This is a genomic window from Lonepinella sp. MS14434, from assembly GCF_042468235.1.
GTDB lineage: Bacteria > Pseudomonadota > Gammaproteobacteria > Enterobacterales > Pasteurellaceae > Lonepinella.
In genome coordinates, this window is sequence record NZ_CP170386.1 from 1,402,634 (window position 1) to 1,422,531 (window position 19,898).

A 19,898-nucleotide genomic window follows, 5' to 3' on the forward strand; every position below is an offset into this window, starting at 1 on the left:
TTAACAATGAACGTTGGGCAAGAATATCAAAAGTAGTCTTATGATAAAGATTGCTAAAATCTAACATGAAGATAATTAAGCTATTTAAATGAATTATTTTCTTCATTTAAAAATATGCCCATTCCAGCTTTAATATTTTTCACTAAAATGACAGGATCTAACTGTTTGTTTGTGGTTAATAGGTATTCCAAAATAGTGGTACCTAAATTGGAGAAAATAGCGGCTTGAAGTTGGATATCAATTTCTTTGTCGCTGTGATTTTGTTTTGACGCAACTTCAATAAATTTATCTTTAAAGCGGTTTTGGATATCCTGTTTTAAATTAAAATGACGAGTGTTAATTTTTAGCATGGTGGCTATGGTTGCTTGATTTTTCTCATAAATAGGGGACACTAGTCGAGCAAATTCATCAAGTGGGTGGTTAAAACGTTGTTGCAAGAGTGGTAACACAACGTCTTGCTTAAATTTCTCGGCAATCTGTACGGCTAGGGCTTCTTTATTTAGATAGTGTTTATAGAATGTGGTACGATTGATATTAGCTCTATCAATAATTTCTTGTACGGTGAAATCTTCATATTCCTTTTCCGACAACAATTCTAAAAAAGTGCGGTGTAAAAGTTCTCTTGTTCTTGTGATGCGACGATCTTCTTTTTTTTCAATCATAAAATATCCCTAAATTTGCTTTACTGTTTATAGCAAAATACCCTATAAAATAATCAACTATTTTAATTGTTTTGTTGTTTTAATCAACTTATTTTGTTTTTTTGTATTATTAACCAACTTTTTATCGTTTATTATCGGTTGCATATTCATTGTATTGAAATTAATATGCAATAGTCTGTTTTTTAAACATTTTAAAAGGAAACAAAATGAAAAAATTTCTTGTACTCGTGATTATTGCTGCTATTGCAGGTGGAGCTTACTATTATACTCAACAAGGTAAAAGTACCAGCCTTAACGGAATAGCTTCAGTAAACGGACGTTTGGAGTTGGAACGTCTTGATGTGGCAACGCTTTATTCAGGACGTGTGGAAGAGGTGTTTGTCAAAGAAGGCGATAATGTGACTAAAGATCAAGAATTGGTTCGTCTTTCATCAACCACTTCTCAAAGCAAAGTAGATGCGGCACAGGCTCAAATTGCTTATCAAGAACAACAAGTCGCATTGGCTCAAATTGATTTAGACAATGCTTTAAAACTTCGTCGTGGCAATTTAGTGGCTCAAACCGAAGTGGATAATAAACAAGCAAAATTGAATGCAGCATTAGCAGCAGTTGAGCAAGCGAAAGCTCAAGAACGTGAAGTAGCTGCACAAAACGTGGATATGATGGTTAAATCACCGATCAACGGTCGTGTTGAATACAAAATCGCAGAACCAGGTAATGTGTTAGGTGTTGGTGGTAAGGTAATGAGTATATTAGATCTTTCGGATGTATATATGAACGTGTTCCTGCCTTCTTATCAATCAAACCTTGTCAGAATTGGCGATGAAGCTCGGATTAAAGTTGACGGTACGGATTATGTATTCCCTGCAACGATTACCTATGTAGCGGCAGATGCACAATTCACACCGAAATCGGTAGAAACCGAAGAAGAACGTTCTAAATTAGTATTTAAAGTAAAATTACAGGTTCCTGTGGATGTAGCAGCTAAATATGCAAGCCTGCTGAAAGGCGGTATGACAGCTATGGGTTATGTGAAATATGATGCTCAATCTAGCTGGGCAGATAGCCTATCAGTTAAATTACCTGAATAATAAAGGTGCATAACGATGACGGAACTCGCAGTTAAAGTAAGCGACCTGTATCACCAATACGGCAAAGCCAAATCGCCTACTGTGGCGGTAAACGGTGTAAACCTTGAAATACCGAGGGGCAGAACCGTGGGGCTGATTGGTCCTGATGGTGTGGGGAAATCCACCATGCTGTCAGTGATTGCAGGGGCGAAAATCCTGCAAAAAGGCGAAGTGTTGGTGTTCGGCAAAAATATTGCGGATAAAAAAAGCCGTGAAGAACTTACGCACAAAATCGCTTTTATGCCACAAGGGTTGGGTAAAAACCTTTATCTTACTCTTTCTATTTATGACAACGTGGAATTCCACGCCAAAATGTTCGGCTTAACCGCTAAAGAACGGAAAGCTCGCATTGCTCGTTTACTAAAAGCAACGGGACTTTCACCGTTTGCGGATCGCCCAGCGGGTAAACTGTCGGGCGGTATGAAACAAAAGCTCAGTCTTTGCTGTGCTTTAGTACATGATCCTGATTTATTGATTTTAGATGAACCTACCACAGGGGTGGATCCACTTTCCCGCCGTCAATTCTGGCAGTTAGTGAACAATCTGCGTCAGGAAAATCCGGGAATGACGGTAATTGTAGCAACCGCTTATATTGATGAAGCGGAGAACTTTGAGTATGTGTTGGCAATGGATGATGGCAAAATTATTGCCGATTGTCCGACCAAACAACTGATTGCCGATACCCGTAGCGAAAATCTTGAACAAGCCTATATTCGCACCTTGCCCGAGGAAAAACGGGGGGCGGTGGACGGTCTGTCTATTCCGCCGTTGCAGACTTTCCCGAATGAAGCCCCAGCGATTGAAGCGCATAACTTAACCAAAAAATTTGGTAATTTTACCTCGGTAAATGATGTTAGTTTTACCATTCCAAAAGGTGAAATATTTGGTTTCTTAGGCTCGAACGGTTGTGGTAAATCTACCACCATGAAAATGTTGACAGGGCTGCTTGAACCAACTTCGGGAACAGCGACTTTACTTGGTCAGTCCATTGATGCGAACGATATTAACACACGTAAGAAAGTGGGTTATATGACCCAGTCATTTTCCATGTATGAAGAACTGACCGTACGTGAAAACTTAGATTTACATGCGAAGCTGTTCCAAATTCCAAAAGCTCAATGGAAAGAATACACCGATAATGCGATGAAGCAGTTCGATTTATATGATCTTGCCGAGATACGCCCAAGCGAATTACCGCTCGGTATTCGTCAGCGTTTGCAGTTGGCAGCAGCCTGTTTGCATAAGCCTGAAGTGTTGATTCTGGACGAACCGACATCGGGTGTTGACCCTGCGGCACGTGATATGTTTTGGGAATATTTAATCAAACTGTCCCGTGATGATCGTATTACCATTTTCGTTACCACCCATTTTATGAACGAAGCTGCCCGCTGCGACCGTATCTCGTTAATGCACGCAGGTCGGGTGCTGGCGGTGGGATCACCTGAAGAATTACGTATCGGAAAAGGTTGCGACACCCTTGAAGAAGCCTTTATTCGTTATTTGGAAGAGCAAGCGGACGATATTACTGCACCAAGTGATGAGAATGAGGTAAAAACTGCGGTGCAAAATCAGGAAAAATCTGCTAATACACAAGCGAATCCGTTCTTAAACTGGTTTGATATTATTTGGACTTTCGCCAGTCGTGAAATGAAAGAATTAAGCCGAGATCATATTCGTATGTTCTTCGCTTTATTCGGTCCAGTGGTGATCCTGTTGTCCATGGCAAGCAGTATTTCTTTTGATATTAACCCGACTAATTTCACTGTGTTGGATAGAGATAATACTCAACTTTCCCGTAAATTGATTGAAACCTTTGAAGGCTCAAGTTATTTTATTCGGCAAAATAATGATATTCATGAAACGCACGAAATTAACCCAACCATTCAAAGACATATATCTAAATTAGTGATCGAAATTCCTGATGGCTTTGGTGAGAAATTGCTGAGAGGGCAATCTCCCGAAGTGAGCCTGATTATAGACGGTGCTTATCCATCAACGGCAGAGAACTTGGTAAGTTCGGCAGCAGGAGTGGTGAATCAATTCAATCGTGAATTGATGATTGAAGACGGAGCAACTATCAACAGTACTTCCGTTGCAGAAATACGTATGATGTATAACCAAGACTTCAAGAGTATTTTTGCCATGACTCCGGGCATTATCATGCTTGCCATGATGATGATTCCACCAATGATGACGGCATTAAGCGTGGTGCGTGAAAAAGAAATGGGGACGATCATGAACTTGTATGGTTCGCCAGCAACCAAGTTCCAATTCTTATTTGGTAAGCAAATTCCTTATGTGGTGATTGCTTTTGCCAGTTACTTGCTGATGGTTGCCACGGCGATATTTATCTTTAAGGTACCGATCAAAGGCTCGGCGTGGGCAATGTTCTTGGGTTGTTTCTTAGGGGTTATTACCTCCACAGGCTTTGGTCTGGTGGTATCAAGTATCACAAAATCTCAAGTTGCTGCTATCTTTTCCGCAGCGATTATTGCAATCGTACCGACTATGAACTTCTCAGGTATGATGTTCCCAACTTCACGTTTGGACGGTAACACCTTGATTGTATCAAAGATTTTCGCAGGTTCGTGGTTCCAGCAAATCAGTCTGGGTGGCTTCACTAAAGGGTTGGGCTTTGCTGATTTCACTAATAGTTATATTGCCTTAATCGTGATTTATGTCGCTTATATGGCTCTTGCCACACTCGGCTTGAAAAAACAGGAGAAATAAATGTTACGTTGGTTAAAAAATGTGGGTTATCTCATGTTTAAAGAACTCAAAAGCCTGTTCAGTGATATTGTGATGATTATCCTTGCTATTTATATGTTTTCGGCAGCGATTTTAGTGGTATCTAATATGGGAATGACCGATGTGAAAAACGGTTCGGTGGCAATTATTGACTACGACCAATCAACTCTTTCGCACCGTATGCGAGATGCTTTGATTATGCCTTACTTCAAAAAGGTGCATGAAGTCAGTCCGAAAGAGATTGACCGAGAAATGGATCTCGGCAACTACACTTTCGTGGCAGAGTTTCCACCGAATTATGAAAAGGATATGCTTAAAGGCGATAATCCACAGGTGCAGGTGTTAGTAGATGCCACCGCCATTACCCAAGCGGGCATTGGTTCAGGCTATATCAGCCAAATCTTTACTCAAGAAGTGAATGAATTTATGGGTAATACTGGTAGCATAGCGACACCAATTAAAGTGGTCAATAATGTGCTATATAATCCGAACCATAGTTCAAAATGGTTTATGGCGACAACCCAAAATATGACTAATCTTGCCTTATTAGCATTAATGTTAGTGGGATCGGCGATTATCCGTGAAAAGGAACGTGGCACCTTAGAACACTTACTTGTCATGCCAATCGGTTCAAGTGAAATTGCCATGGCGAAAGTATTTGCCAACGGTTTGGTATTACTGGTGATTTCAATGCTATCAATACGTTTTATTACCGTAGGGATTTTAGGGGCTCCCATTCCAACCGAACAAATTGCACTATTTGGTTTGGGCGTGTTGGTATTTTTATTCTCCATTGCATCTTTGGGGATTATGCTTGCCGTATCAGCACCTACTATGCCACAGTTCGGTTTACTTTGTCTTCCGATTTATTTAATTATGAACATGCTTTCGGGGGCGCAATCACCTGTTGAAAATATGCCAGAGTTGGCTCAAAAGCTGACCCAATTCTCACCATTGACTATCTTAGCCGCTTATGGTCAAGATGTGTTATTCCGTGGAGCAGGACTTAATATTGTATGGCCGTATTTAGCAAAAATGGCAGCTTTAGGTGCTGTATTCTTAGGGGTAGCATTGGCACAGTTTAAATCAATGTTATCGAAACAAGGTTAATCATGGATTGCGTGTAAACGCACCATCTAAAAATAAATAGCGTAACGGTACGTTCTTACGTACCCTAAACTGAAAGGAATATATAAAAAATGCAAATTTTACACCGCACTTTCAAACTCTCAATGATTGCAGGTCTTGTGGCAATTCTTACCGCCTGTAATGCAACTGTTGATGCCGAACAGGCAAGCTCGGTAAACACGCCTGTACAATTTGATCAGGTGAAAGCAGGTCAAAGCCAAATGGAAATCAAACAATGGTGGCAAAATTGGAATGACCCCGAACTTTCCCGTTTAATCGAAAAAGGCTTAAGCCAGAATCTTGATATTGCCCTTGCTCAAGCTCGCTTAAACGAAGCCAGAGCCAACTATGACTACGCAGAAGCCGACAAAGGTATAAACGTAAGCGGTAATGCTTCCACTGGCGGTGGTATAAGTCGAATGAAAATGGGTAATTCATCGGCGGATACGTCTGGTTCAGGCAATATTTACGGCGGAGTATCCGCATCATGGGAATTGGACTTCTTCGGCAAGAAAAAATCCGATGCTGATGCGGCTCACAGCTTGACGCTGGCTCAACAAGAACAGCTTTATGCGGCACAGATGCTAGTAGCAAGCGAAATTGCTAACAACTACTTCCAAATCTACGCTTTGGATCGTCAGGCAAATTTAATCAACCAAGCGATCAAAGAATTACAATCACTGGAAAACTATGTGAAAGGACGCTTTAACACAGGCGGTGCAACGGCTTATGAAGTAACGGAAATTTCCACTCAAATTACGGCTCAACAAGCACGTTTGGCAACACTCAAAGCACAAGCCGATCAGGCACAACGTAATATCGCAGTGCTGACGGGCGAAACGCCACAGGGTTTCCGCATTGTCAAGTCAGGCAACCCGTTTGCCCGTATTCCTGCCGTACCTAACGGCGTGCTGCCAAGTGATGTAATCAGTAATCGTCCTGATTTACGCACCGCTCAACATAACGTAGATGCCTACGCAGCTAAACTGGTAAGTGCCAAAGCGGATCTCTACCCGAGATTTAACATCAGCTTTATGGGCGATGGCGGCTACGTCAAGCTCGACAACGATCTATCCAACATCTCAGGTATATTAGGCATGGTCAGTGCGGGCGTACAACTGCCGATTTTCACCAACGGACGCTTGGAAGCCAACATTGATGCCGCCGATGCACGTTTAAAATCAGCGGTGATCCAATACGACCAAACCTTATTAACGGCATTACAAGAAGTGGATAACACTTATCAAATGAGCGGTGCATTGAAAAAGCAAACGGCATTAAATCAAAAAGCAGTAAACCTTGCCAAAAAACAGGCTCAAGATGCACAAACCTTATTCCAGCACGGCAACAAGACCTTAGATGTCGCGATCCGTGCCAGAGTAACGACATTAAACAACCAAGAAGCAGTGGTACAATCGCAACTGGCTCAGGCTCAAAATTGGGTCGGGTTGTATAAGGCGTTAGGTGGCGGTTGGAGATAAAATTTCACTTGATGAATGTGTCACAAAGGTTTAAATAATCCATTGGAAAAGGGGCTGTAACGCCCCTTTTGTGTTGTCGATATTTATTTACTCATTTCTTTAGTATCGTTTTGTAAAAGATTTATGGTAAATTTTGGCATTGTAATTTTTTCTGATATTCTGCAATCATTGCATTAAGATTTTGATTATCCATAATCCAAGTGTTAACTTGTCTATCCGTTGGTTTGTAATAGTCATTTCTATTTATTTGATTGTTATTACTTTCAATTTTTTTTCTAAGATCAGCAATATCTCTCTTTAAATCTAAGTCTTTTTTACACATATTTAAATCTGTTGAATATTTCTGATACCAAGATTTCCAGTTTTCAATATCAGCATTGAGTTTATCAACCTGTTGCTTTAATTGGCTTCTTGAGGTATTTATTTCATTAATATTTAATTTTTGTGAGGTGATTAGGTCATCTTTTCCTTTAATCTGATTTTCCTGTTCTTGAACTAACTTTGTTAATCGTAGTACTTCAGAAGAGCTATTTAAATCCGCAATTTTTTCATTTAACTTATTGATTTCTTTTTCTTTTACTGATAATTCATCTCTTAAAGTAGGTAATCTATTATTTTCATAAACAAATACAACAAGTCCCACAATACTGGAAATTATTCCCACAGCTCCTAAAATTCCCCATAAAATTGACCAAGATCTAGGCTTATCTTGTTTACTTAAATTTTTTTCTTTGGGCTGTTCGGTTAAAGTTTTATCAGTCGGTATCGAAGTTTTATTTGTGGATGTCAAGGTTTCATCGGTAGATACTGAATTATCAACATTAGCATTAGATTGATTTTCCATGGTTATACTCTTATTGTGTAAATTGAAATAAATTCCCCACGAAATTGAGTTTTTTGTACTGTATTTTAATCCTTTGATAGCACTTAAATAAACCGCAATACAAGGAGTATAAATCACCACATAGAAAAGAAAGTCTTTAATAAACTTAGTGAGTAGGGTGATATTGTTAATTGATGATTATAGATTGACTGTAATTTCGTTCGTTTATGTTTACCAACGATAGCGTCCATAATGGTAACCAATAGACGGCATTAAAACCACCGGTGTTGTGGTTTTTGTCGTGGTTTTGGGCTGCGAATCACTGGCATTTAACGGCATATTCACTGGAGGCTGTTTAACTTTTTGGTTTGCCGGAACTGTATCACCACTATAAACTTTAGTGTTGTAAGCATTAACTGATGCCATATCTAATGGTGCTTGCGGTTGACCGACTTCTGGGTGAGAAGTGCAAGCAGTTAATAAGATAGAGGCTAAGATAAAGATGAATTTTTTCATTTTTTATTTTCCTTTCTCAGAGGACAAACTGCATTAGATAAAACCGTGGTGCGAGTCTGTAAGTTTTTTCTCGCGATATTTTGTCCGTTTTGTATATTTTGCTCTTTCAAATATTTTGATACTTTGGGATCATGGATATTAAAAAGGGAAGTATATTGTAAATTTCTGGGTGTACCTTCATAATTAACGATGCCACCAGAAATATTAGCATAATATTCGTCTTTAGACTTTTCTTCAACATAATAAATAGCAGAATCAGTCACTTCCACACCATTATTGAAATAACCATAGCAGATACCACCACCATGCTCAAAAACTGTATGAATTTGGCTGTTTTCATTAATAACGAAGACTTCAAACTCAATACTTTTAGCCAGTTCGTTAATATCTTTTTGATCACTTAAATCAAATTTTCGCAAACTATCCTTGCTAACATAAGTTGGCGTGTTAGTAAAATCAGATTCTATAACGGTAGCGTTATCTTCTGAAATATGTATCGAAATTGTTGAGTCAGCAAGTGTATATAGACTCGTCAGACTCAATAGTATAGTAAGAGTTGATATATTATATTTCATCAACAATATTTCCCTTTGGCATAGCTAATACACATTTTCAGAGATTTGATAAAACTCTAGAGGTAAGTTATCAGGATCTCGAAAAAAAGTAAAACGTTTTTGTGTCAGTTCGTCAACGCGTATTGGTTCACATTCCACATTAAATTGTTTTAAATAAGCCACTGCCCTTTCTACATTTTGAACCTTAAAAGCGAGATGGCGTAAGCCACAGGATTCGGGTGAAGAAGGGCGAGCCGGTGGGTTTGGAAAAGAAAATAGCTCTATTTGACTACCGTCTGAAAAGGCTAAATCTAATTTATAACTTTCTCGTGCTGAGCGATAGGTTTCTGCTAATATTTTGGCACCGAGAATATTAACGTAAAAATCCTTTGATTTTGCATAATCCGAAGCAATTATTGCAATATGATGAAATCCTAATATCACTGACATATAAATCCTTTATAGTAAAGATCATTATAATATATATTTTTTCTTTCTGAATAAAGAAATTTATGTCTGATATTCTCAGTAAATGGCACGCCCTAAAGGATTCGAACCTTTGACCCACGCCTTAGAAGGGCGTTGCTCTATCCAGCTGAGCTAAGGGCGCGTATCAAATGGATATGTAAAGGAAATGGTCGGCGAGATAGGATTTGAACCTACGACCCACTGGTCCCAAACCAGTTGCGCTACCAAGCTGCGCTACTCGCCGTTGAAGTGGTAAGTATTATAAGTGGCTGTAGATTTCCGTCAATCATTTTTTTACTTTTTCAGTTTAATTGATTAAATTTATTCCAAAATACAATTTTATTCGCCTTTTTTATGATTTTCTGACAAAATAGCAACCGTTTACTTAATTTTAATAAAGGTAAAGTTATGACAGCAAAACTCATTTCTGGTACTGAACTTGCAAAAAAAATTAAATCTGATGTGGCGCAGAAGATCGCTGATTACGTGGTGCAAGGAAAACGTCCCCCCGGTTTAGCGGTGATTTTGGTCGGAGCCGATCCTGCCTCCCAAGTTTACGTGGGAAGTAAGCGAAAAAGTTGTGCCGAAATTGGTATTCAATCAAAATCCTATGATTTACCTGAAACGACCAGTGAAACAGAATTATTAAAGTTGATTGATGAGCTTAATCAAGATCAAACCATAGATGGGATTTTAGTACAGTTACCATTACCCAAACAGATTGATAGCAGTAAGGTGATTGAACGTATTTCACCAAGCAAGGATGTGGACGGTTTTCATCCTTACAATGTTGGACGTTTATGTCAGCGCATCCCTACCTTGCGAGCTTGTACGCCTTACGGTGTAATGAAACTGTTAGAAACCACGGGGATAGATTTATATGGTCAACATGCAGTGATTGTGGGTGCCTCAAATATTGTGGGGCGTCCGATGGCATTGGAATTATTATTGGCAGGTTGTACCGTCACGGTGACACATCGTTTTACCAAAGATCTTGCAAGTCATGTTAGTCAAGCCGATATTTTGGTGGTTGCAGTGGGAAAACCTGAATTTATTCCAGCAGAGTGGATCAAGCAAGGTGCAATTGTGATTGACGTTGGAATTAATCGTGGTGCAGATGGCAAATTAAAAGGTGATGTAGCACAAAGTGCGGTGCAAAAAGCAGGATTTTTGACCCCTGTTCCCGGTGGTGTGGGTCCGATGACAGTCGCCATGTTGATGTTTAATACCCTAGCTGCTTACGAAACCCATTAAATTATTTTAACTACAAAAAATAAAACGCTCAATATAATATCTTGAGCGTTTTTTATCTGACTAAATATTATCGAATAACGATTTCTGCGATAGCCACCCCAACCACACAAGCGGTACCAACGCCGATTAAACCCGGTAGCATAAAGCTGTGATTAAAATAATATCTACCGATTTTGGTGGTACCCGTGACATCAAAGTTTACCGTAGCGATATCTGACGGATAGTTTGGAATAAAGAAGTACGCATAAGTGGCTGGCATTAAACCTACTAATAAAGCTGGTGGAATACCAAGCCCAATCCCCACAGGTAACATCATAACCGCAGTAGCTGCTTGGCTATTAATCACCACGGACACAGCAAACAGAGCGAAAGCAAAAGTCCAAGGATATTGTTCTACCATGGTAGTAATTGCAGCTTTAAATTCTGGCATCGCATATTGGAAGTAAGTATCACTCATCCATGCAATCCCGAAAATCGCAATCGCAGCCACCATACCAGATTTAAATACCACACCATTTGGTACGATTTGTGGATTCGTTTTGGTGAGTAAAAGAATCAGACCACCGAAACATAACATCATCATTTGAATAATTAAATTCATTGAAATAGCTTTCTTAGCATCGGCAATAGTGCGAATCTCAGGCAACATAGCAATAGCAACAATGACGACTAACGCCAATAAGAACAGATAGACCGATTGTTTGGCTGCTTTTGGTAATTCATCATTTAATGTAGTACTGGTAGTATTCAAAATACGTTCACGCCAAACGGGATCTTGCAAACGGCGTTGGTATTCCGGATCATCGTCTAATTCTTTGCCACGGCGTAAACTATATAATGAAAGCGCAATAGTACCCGCAAAAGTCGCTGGCACCGTGACACTAATAATATTAAGTAACGTGATGTGTTCAAAACCCGGTAACCCAGTAATTTGGGTTAAATAAAATACCACAGCAGCAGATAATGGGCTAGACGTAATGGCTAACTGGGATGCAACAGAAGCGGCTGCCATCGGGCGTTCTTGTTTTTTAAGGCGACATCACCGATAATTGGCATAATAGAATAAACAGAATGCCCTGTGCCTAACATAAAAGTCATTAAATAAGTAACGATCGGACCTAATAAGGTGACACGTTTAGGATTATTACGTAAAAGACGTTCGGCAACTTGCAACATAAATTTCAAACCGCCAGCGGCTTCCAATATTGATGCACAGGTGACGACCGCTAAGATAATTAACATGACATCAATCGGTGCTTTACCAACTGGCATACGGAAAATAAATACTTCAATTGCCAAACCGATACCAGAAACGACGCCTAAACCGATACCGCCATAACGACTACCAGTGTAGAGCATTAATAATAGAAACAAAAATTCTAAGTAAAGCATAGAAAATACCCTTAAAGTGTGATTAATAAAAAGATGTATGAATAATAGCCTTTTGTAGGGAAAATACAATCTTTTGATCTGTTTTTTTCAATTTATTGCACAAAAGTTTTATCTAAATCAAAATGGGTGTTAATAAAATTAATCGGTTGTTAAACAAATTGCGGCTGAAATATCATCCAGCTGTTGCCAAACATCTGCACTAAAATCTAATTTGGTCGCACGCTCAAGCTCAGCGAGTTGTTGAATAATTTGATAAAGTTTGGCATAAGTTAAACGTTGAAACACCGTTATATAAAAAGCACGCCGATTTTGCCAGATTTTTAAACGATCAAAGCTTTCTCGTAACTGTGTTATCGGTAATATTTGATGTAAAGATTCAAGGCGTTGTTGAGGTTTTGAAAGCTCTAATAACACCATTAATTCACGTTGTAAAGTACGTAATAAAATAATCGGTTGTATATCTTCATTTTGCAAACCATTCAAAATTCGTTTCGCCCGAGTAAATTTACCTTCAAGCAATGCGTCAATCCATTGAAATGGGGTAAAAACAGAAGATTGTTCCACTACTTTTTGTACCTGAGTGAAGGTTAATTTTTTGTCACCATATAATAATGCCAACAAATCTAAACTTTGTTTTAAACCGATTAAATTATTTTCGTGACTATAACACAGTAATTGAATGGCATCTTGATCCGCCGTTAATCCCATATTTTTAACCCGTTGAGCAACCCAACGTGGAAGTTGTTCTGTACTGGGTGTTTGGCAATTTACAAGGGGAAAGTGCGGTTCAAATTCCTGGGATTTTTTTACCCATGCTTGTTTTTCAGCAGTTTTAGGAAATTTAGGGAGCTGAAAGATAAATAATAGATCTGGATTTAATAGTGCAATGAGTTCGGCTAATTTAGCTTGTAAAGGGGCAGTTAGATTTTCAGGTAACAATAGATTAATCACTTGCCGCTTAAAGAATAATCCGATGGATTGACAACGTTCAAATAATACTTGCCAATCGGTATTGGCATCAATTTGAATATTTAGTTTTTCATCAAAGCCCTGTTCAGTGGCTTTGCGAAAAATAGCATCTTGGCTTTCACTTAACAATAAAGGATCTTGCCCGATTAAATAATAAATACTCGCCAAACTACTGTTTAGCGAGTGAGATAATTGCTCAGGGAAGATTCGATTCATCTTAATATAATCAGTTAACTTGTATTTGAGATTGTAACGTTACCATTTTTGAAATTAATTTACGTGCGACTTGTTCTCGCATATCCGACCAAATCATTTCACGCTCGGAGGATTTTGCTAAGGCAGCACGAGAATTATCAAAGAACGTACGGCTTACTTTGGCTGAAATTGGATAGGCTTGTTTATTTGGTAATTGTACACTGGCATCCACTTGCAACATCAACATTTTTTCTGCTTCACGTCCTTGTTTAAATACGGATACCACTTCGTTATTGCTCGTCACTTTAGTAATACGTAATATTGGCACATTAGTTTGTTCTACTATGCGGATATTATTCGCTAGTAGTTGCTTACGCATTGCCATTGACATATCGCTGTATGGATCGCTACTTTCAAATTTTAAAGTACGTAATTCTTGTGGAATTAGTTCACCATTTTGAAAGTGAAATCCACATGCGGTTAACACGGAAATACTCAGCATTAAAAATGCTATTTTAATTGGTTTTAACATGGTTTATGCCCCTTGTTTACAAATAATATTAAAGAGTAGGCTGGCTTTTTCTTTGACATTTGCCACCGCAATATCTTTACCACGTTCCTGTTCTACTTGTTTGATTTCCGCCTGCAACTTAGTATCGTTGCCAGTAAAGTCAGCATGGTAGCCCATTTCTTGCGGAGCTTGTTTGCTTTGCAAATTCACTTCAATGAGTGCAGTGTAAAAATCGGTAAAACTATTTTGCGGATAATAGTTAGTGGTCATCAACAAATTCACTCCGTTTTTAGCACGAAAATCTTTGCAAATTTCCGTTTTGGCAGTAAATTTTGCATGGCTTAACCGCATTGCTCCAAACTCATAAAACTCAAATTCCTTGGCTTTGGCTAAGGCTTGCACATTTTCATCTTGATAAATATTCAAGGATTTGTCATTTAGTAAGAAAATAGTTGCCATGGAATAATTTTCACTGGCTCGTCCTAAAGGGAACATTTCGCCTAAACGTCTAAAGGTTTTCTTTTCACCAAAAGACATAGCAAGATTAGCAAAATAGCGTTCAACAGACTGAGATTGTTGAGATTTATCAATCTGTTGCGATGTTAAGGTGATAAAAGACATTTCTTTAATTTCGCCATTAATATCTTTAAACGGTCGCCATTTGGCTTGCTCCGCATCATTGGCACAAGCCACTAATAAACTAGAAAATAGGGCGACAACGGATAATTTTGCAAATTTCATATTAATTCCTTTTATATTCTAATGGATTTAACAAGAGCGGAAACAACGCTCACCCCAAATAAGTTACTTCGCCACAAAACTAAACAATTTGCCCGGTACATAAATGGTTTTCACCACATTCAAGCCATGCAAGAATTTTTGTACGTTTTCATCTGCTAATGCCACCGCTTTGATGTCATCTTCTGCCATATCCGCAGGTACGGTGATTTTAGCACGCACTTTACCGTTCACTTGTACCACTACTAATTTTTCATCTTCCACCATCGCCGCTTCATCTGCTATCACCCAAGGGGCAAAATCAATGGCGTTTTCATTGCCTAAATCTTGCCATAATTGGAAACAAATATGTGGAGTGATTGGGTACAGCATACGTACTACAGCATTTAAGGCTTCCGCCATTACTGCACGATCTTGCTCGCTGTCTAACGGAGCTTTGGTGAGTTTGTTCATCAACTCCATCACCGCCGCAATCGCCGTATTAAAGGTTTGACGGCGACCAATATCATCGCTCACTTTCGCAATGGTTTTATGCACATCACGGCGTAAGGCTTTTTGGCTGGCTGAAAGTGCGGTGATTCCTACCGCAGTTTTGGCTGGATTTTTGTTGTATTCAAACACCAAATTCCACAAACGGCGTAAGAAACGGTTTGCTCCCTCTACACCTGATTCTTGCCATTCAAGCGTCATTTCCGCAGGCGAAGCGAACATCATAAATAACCGTACCGTATCCGCACCGTATTTTTCCACCATTTCTTGCGGATCAATGCCGTTGTTTTTGGATTTTGACATTTTGGTCATACCGCTATGCACTAACTCATGCCCTTCGTCATCAATGGCTTTGACAATACGTCCTTTTTCATCACGTTCAAGGGTCACTTTAGTCGGGCTGACCCAAATTCGCTCATTGCTCGGGCTGGTGTAATAGAATGCGTCTGCTAACACCATTCCTTGACAAAGCAATTTTTGTGCTGGCTCATCGGAACTGACCAACCCTGCATCCCGCAATAATTTATGGAAGAAACGGAAATAGAGCAAGTGCATCGTGGCGTGTTCAATTCCACCAATATATTGATCCACTGGCAACCAGTAATTGGCTTCATCGCTGTCCAACATCGCAGAACTGCTTTGAGGACTAGTGTAGCGTGCGTAATACCAAGAGGATTCCATAAAGGTGTCGAAGGTATCGGTTTCTTTTAACGCTGGCTCACCGTTGAATGTGGTTTTCGCCCAGTTTGGATCGGCTTTAATTGGACTTTTCACCCCGTCCATCACCACATCTTCTGGCAACACGATTGGCAGATCTTCAATTGGAGCTGGTACTACATCGCCATTTTCCAAGGTCAACATCGGAATTGGTGCCCCCCAATAACGTTGACGAGAAACCCCCCAGTCACGCAAACGGTAATTCACTTGACGTTTACCTACGCCTAATTTTTCGAGTTTATCCGCAATACCGTTGAATGCCGATTCAAATTCTAAACCATTAAATTCTTCAGAATTAACGAGTTTTCCGTGTTCGGTGAACGCCGCTTTGCTTAAATCAATCTCTTCACCGTGAGCTGGCTCGATCACTTGATTAATTGCCAAGCCGTATTTGGTAGCAAATTCAAAGTCACGTTGATCGTGAGCCGGCACTGCCATCACCGCCCCTGTTCCGTAGTGCATTAACACAAAGTTGGCGACCCAAATTGGCACAGGTTTGCCCGTAATCGGGTGAATGGCGTTCAGCCCCGTTGCCATCCCTTTTTTCTCCATTGTTGCCAGCTCGGCTTCGGCGACTTTGGCATTTTTACATTCTTGAATAAAGGCTTTTAATTCTGGATTATTTTCTGCTGCACGCTCTGCCAACGGATGCCCCGCCGCCACAGCCATATAAGACACGCCATAGAACGTATCAGGACGGGTAGTATAAACAGCGACTGTTTCATCAGAATTTTCAATCTTAAAGGTAATTTCCACACCCTCTGAACGCCCAATCCAATTGCGTTGCATGGTTTTCACCATATCAGGCCATTGTGGGAGCGTTTCTAATCCGCCTAATAACTGCTCGGCATAATCGGTAATTTTAATAAACCATTGCGGAATTTCTTTTTGTTCCACTGGGGTATCACAACGCCAGCAACAACCTTCGTGAACCTGCTCATTGGCAAGTACAGTTTCATCATTCGGACACCAGTTCACGGTGGACGTTTTTTTATACACTAAGCCTTTTTTATACAACTCAGTAAAGAACCATTGTTCCCATTTGTAATATTCAGGACGGCAAGTGGTGACTTCCCGATCCCAGTCAAAACCAAAGCCCAAATTTTTAAGCTGATTTTTCATATACTCAATATTCTCGTAGGTCCACTTCGCTGGTGCGGTTTTATTTTTCACCGCCGCCCCTTCCGCAGGCAACCCGAATGCGTCCCACCCCATCGGCTGCAACACATTTTTGCCGTTCATGCGTTGATAACGAGACACCACATCGCCAATGGTATAATTACGCACGTGTCCCATGTGTAAACGCCCCGATGGATACGGGAACATAGAAAGACAGTAATATTTTTCTTTGCTTGGATCTTTCACTGCTTTAAATGTTTTATGGTCAGCCCAATATTTCTGCACTTCGCTTTCAATCAAATCGGGACGATATTGTTCTTGCATAGTTTTACCTTAAAATTACTAAAATTTTCACCGCAGTTTTAGCGGTTTATCTTGATTTGGAAAATGGGTAATAGAATAGCGGAAAACGGGGAAAATTAACAGAAAAAAAGTGCGGTGAAAAAATCAAAAGTTTCTGATTTCTCACCGCACTCTATTGTAACCTAAACGGGGTCCCCGTCTTTGCCGCCTGAAAATGATTTAATTTGTAGGAAAATGGCGTCTGTTTGAGCGTAGCGAGTTCAGCCATTTTCTGTTAAGCAAATTAAATTGTTTTCAGGAAACAAGGCAAAATCGGGGTTGCCTTTCTTTTTGCTTACTTTTTCTTTGGCAAAGCAAAGAAAAAGTAAGTCGCCATCGGCGAAAATCGATTTAAATTAGAACGAATATTTAAGTGTCGTATAATACGCCCGCCCAATCTCATTCGATTTACTCGCCGCACTATTGGTCACATAAATCCGCTTATTCAAAATGTTGCTTACCCCAGCACGCACACTGAAATCACCCCATTTATAACCGATGCTCGCCCCCCAAACTCCATAGCTACCTAAGCGTTCTTGTACAACAGGGTTTATTGTATAGTGCATATAACGGACATTATTTGGACGAGATAATTGTTTACCATAACGTGTATAAGTTGTGGCGAAATCCAGATTATCTGTGGCTTGGTAAGTTAGCGTTGAGCTAATAGTATATTTCGGCATTAAGCTCAATGGATTCCCCGTGGTTTTGTTGATGCTTTTCCGAATATAAGTAAAGTTGGTTGAGAAATCTAATTTATCCGCCATTAACGGTAAATTTAAATATCCTTCTAAACCCTCAACTGTGGCACGAGGAATGTTATCCCATTTGTAAATATCCGTGGTAGTAATAGCTTGTCCTGTGGTTGTTTTCGCTTGACCACTCGGATTATAGGTTGTGGCTAACACATTGGTATCGGCTTCAATCTTATTACGATAAGCATTGTGATAATAGGTTAAACCAAGTTTGTAGCCTGCTTCATTGTGTAACTCAAAACCAATTTCTTTATTAAAGCTGGTTTCTGGTTTTAAGTCTTTGTTACCCACTGTATAGCAAGACCCCACTTCGTCTAATGAACGCCCATTTACCGGACAGTTATTTTGACGATTGGTTAAGATATAGTTCGGGTTTGATTGATATAGATTAGGGGCTTTATAAGCTCGAGCCAAACCACCTTTAATGGTTAAATACGGATTCACATCATGGCTAATATTGAGGCTTGGACTCCAGTTAGATTTTGATACTGAATGATAATCAAAACGAATCATTGGCGTGATCACGGTGCCTTGGCGGAAGTTAATTTGATCTTCTACGAAAAGACCATATTCACTCGCACTGGTTTTGCTATAACGGCTACCGTCATCTAATCCAATAACATTCACTGAACCTAGAAAACGTCTTTGTTCATTTACAAGATCAAAGCTGGTGGAATCAGGATCATTTAGTTTGCTATGGCTTGCTTCTAGTCCAACCGTTAATTGATGATCCGCATGCCATTCAAATGGAATAATCATTTCGTTATTAAAACGGTAGTTTTCAAGCGTGCTATCAACAAAAGTTCTTCCATCCCATGAGCCTTCAAATCCCCAACCTAGACCCACTGGGAAGCGACTATTGACGGTTTTATCAAATTGGAAGTAGGTTTTGTTTTCTCCCCAAGACCATTTTCCCTCATGGGTTAACGCATAGGCTTGACGATAGACACGGTTAGTTTCTGCCCCTTGCATGTCAAAGGTTGTACTATCAATACTGCCGCTATCCGATTCAGTATCGCCGCCAGCATATAAATTGCCTTGACGGCTATAACTGGCATCTAAGGTCAATACTTGATTTGGCGTGATTTTCCAACTTAAACGACCAGCAATATCTTTGTTGCGTACACCTTCACGAGCAGCATAATAGGTTGATCCTGTTGATGTTGTTTGTGGCGGATTAGCATCCAAGGCATCTTGTTTGGTTTTATTCCAACTCCCGTATAAACGGAAACCTAATACATCTTGAACAATTGGACCACTTAAATTAAAGGTTGCACGGTTGGTGGTACCAAATTTGCTATTTTCAGGCACGTTTAAACTATAAGTGACGCTGCCTTTTAATTTATCTGTCACTGGTTTGGTTTTAATATTCACCACACCACCCATCGCACCGTTACCATAACGTGCGGCTTCGGTACCACGAATCACTTCAACGGATTCAATTTCTTCAATCGGTACCCATTTGCTGTCACCCAAGGTATTACGCCCGTTATTACGTCCATAACGAGCTGATTGACGAGAAGTTGCAGGTTTACCGTCAATTAAAATCAGTGTGTTTTCCGCACCCATACCACGCAAATCAATTTGGCGTTTATTACCATATTGCCCAGTGGCACTGCCAGAATTATAGGTGACACCCGGTTGATGGCGAATAATATCAGCGACATCATTCACTGCAGGCTGTTTTTCAATGGCTTGGCTGGTCACAGTGGTTTTGCCAAGGGATTGTAAAGGTTGTGATGCAGTCGCTGAATGAGCAGGATCTTCGGTGGTGACTGAGATAGTGTCAAGCTGTTGTACTGCGGCACTTGCATAGCCAGAAAGTAAGGCTAAGCTAAGTGCAGACAGACGAGTTGTTAATTTCGTAGGTGTTTTAAACATAAAATATCCTTAGGGTTGGTTATATA

Annotated in this window: 15 protein-coding genes, 2 tRNA genes and 1 pseudogene; 5 read left to right on the forward strand and 13 right to left on the reverse strand. The window is 39.9% G+C overall.

From position 1 onward, the window contains the following. Positions 1–80 precede the first annotated feature (80 nt). Positions 81–662, reverse strand: a complete 582-nt coding sequence (locus O1Q79_RS06780) for a TetR/AcrR family transcriptional regulator (protein WP_386687437.1) — start codon at positions 660–662, stop codon at positions 81–83. A 206-nt stretch (positions 663–868) separates the two neighbouring features. On the opposite strand from O1Q79_RS06780, the gene O1Q79_RS06785 reads away from it, so the two are divergent. The 4 genes from O1Q79_RS06785 (at position 869) to O1Q79_RS06800 (ending at position 7,149) form a co-directional block, all read left to right on the forward strand. Beyond that, the gene (locus O1Q79_RS06785; protein WP_386691176.1) at positions 869–1,753 is read left to right on the forward strand and encodes an HlyD family secretion protein; all 885 of its coding nucleotides are present in this window, start codon (positions 869–871) and stop codon (positions 1,751–1,753) included. A gap of 15 nt (positions 1,754–1,768) precedes the next feature. Then, a complete protein-coding gene (gene rbbA, locus O1Q79_RS06790) occupies positions 1,769–4,522 on the forward strand; it encodes a ribosome-associated ATPase/putative transporter RbbA (protein WP_386691179.1) in 2,754 nt (917 codons plus the stop codon). Then, positions 4,523–5,650 carry an ABC transporter permease gene (locus O1Q79_RS06795; protein WP_386691182.1) on the forward strand — a complete coding sequence of 376 codons (1,128 nt, stop codon included), beginning with the start codon at positions 4,523–4,525 and terminating at the stop codon, positions 5,648–5,650. It begins immediately after the preceding gene. A gap of 89 nt (positions 5,651–5,739) precedes the next feature. Then, on the forward strand, positions 5,740–7,149 hold the full coding sequence (locus tag O1Q79_RS06800; RefSeq protein WP_386691185.1) for an efflux transporter outer membrane subunit: 1,410 nt from the start codon (positions 5,740–5,742) through the stop codon (positions 7,147–7,149). Between the two features lie 121 nt (positions 7,150–7,270). Here O1Q79_RS06800 and O1Q79_RS06805 read toward each other — a convergent pair whose 3' ends face one another. The 6 genes from O1Q79_RS06805 to O1Q79_RS06830 form a co-directional block, all read right to left on the reverse strand. Continuing rightward, entirely contained in the window at positions 7,271–7,993 is a 723-nt protein-coding gene (locus tag O1Q79_RS06805) for a hypothetical protein (RefSeq protein WP_386691188.1), read from the reverse strand. A 210-nt stretch (positions 7,994–8,203) separates the two neighbouring features. Then, positions 8,204–8,488, reverse strand: coding sequence for a hypothetical protein (locus O1Q79_RS06810; RefSeq protein WP_386691191.1), 285 nt, complete (start codon positions 8,486–8,488; stop codon positions 8,204–8,206). Then, entirely contained in the window at positions 8,485–9,066 is a 582-nt protein-coding gene (locus O1Q79_RS06815; RefSeq protein WP_386691194.1) for a hypothetical protein, read from the reverse strand. Before O1Q79_RS06815 ends, O1Q79_RS06810 begins: the two co-directional genes overlap by 4 nt. A 21-nt stretch (positions 9,067–9,087) precedes the next feature. Then, the gene (locus tag O1Q79_RS06820) at positions 9,088–9,492 is read right to left on the reverse strand and encodes a VOC family protein (protein ID WP_386691197.1); all 405 of its coding nucleotides are present in this window, start codon (positions 9,490–9,492) and stop codon (positions 9,088–9,090) included. Positions 9,493–9,575: 83 nt separating this feature from the next. After that, positions 9,576–9,652 (reverse strand) — tRNA-Arg (locus O1Q79_RS06825). Between the two features lie 25 nt (positions 9,653–9,677). After that, a tRNA-Pro gene (locus O1Q79_RS06830) sits at positions 9,678–9,754 on the reverse strand. Between the two features lie 164 nt (positions 9,755–9,918). Between O1Q79_RS06830 and folD the strand changes: the two genes are divergently transcribed. Then, positions 9,919–10,764, forward strand: a complete 846-nt coding sequence (gene folD, locus O1Q79_RS06835; RefSeq protein WP_386691200.1) for a bifunctional methylenetetrahydrofolate dehydrogenase/methenyltetrahydrofolate cyclohydrolase FolD — start codon at positions 9,919–9,921, stop codon at positions 10,762–10,764. Positions 10,765–10,831: 67 nt separating this feature from the next. On the opposite strand, the pseudogene O1Q79_RS06840 reads toward folD, so the two are convergent. The 6 genes and pseudogenes from O1Q79_RS06840 to O1Q79_RS06865 all read right to left on the reverse strand — a co-directional run bounded on the left by O1Q79_RS06840 (position 10,832) and on the right by O1Q79_RS06865 (position 19,872). Further along, positions 10,832–12,156: pseudogene (locus O1Q79_RS06840) on the reverse strand (anaerobic C4-dicarboxylate transporter). A gap of 138 nt (positions 12,157–12,294) precedes the next feature. Next, on the reverse strand, positions 12,295–13,341 hold the full coding sequence (gene holA, locus O1Q79_RS06845) for a DNA polymerase III subunit delta (RefSeq protein WP_386691203.1): 1,047 nt from the start codon (positions 13,339–13,341) through the stop codon (positions 12,295–12,297). A 10-nt stretch (positions 13,342–13,351) separates the two neighbouring features. Next, positions 13,352–13,852: an LPS assembly lipoprotein LptE gene (gene lptE / locus O1Q79_RS06850; protein WP_386691206.1), complete on the reverse strand. Its 501-nt coding sequence runs from the start codon at positions 13,850–13,852 to the stop codon at positions 13,352–13,354. Positions 13,853–13,855: 3 nt separating this feature from the next. After that, positions 13,856–14,572 (reverse strand): hypothetical protein, encoded by a 717-nt coding sequence (locus O1Q79_RS06855; protein WP_386691209.1) that lies wholly within the window; start codon positions 14,570–14,572, stop codon positions 13,856–13,858. Positions 14,573–14,635: 63 nt separating this feature from the next. Next, positions 14,636–17,218 carry a leucine--tRNA ligase gene (leuS, locus tag O1Q79_RS06860; RefSeq protein WP_386691212.1) on the reverse strand — a complete coding sequence of 861 codons (2,583 nt, stop codon included), beginning with the start codon at positions 17,216–17,218 and terminating at the stop codon, positions 14,636–14,638. Between the two features lie 374 nt (positions 17,219–17,592). Continuing rightward, positions 17,593–19,872 carry a FepA family TonB-dependent siderophore receptor gene (locus tag O1Q79_RS06865; protein WP_386691215.1) on the reverse strand — a complete coding sequence of 760 codons (2,280 nt, stop codon included), beginning with the start codon at positions 19,870–19,872 and terminating at the stop codon, positions 17,593–17,595. Positions 19,873–19,898: the final 26 nt, after the last annotated feature.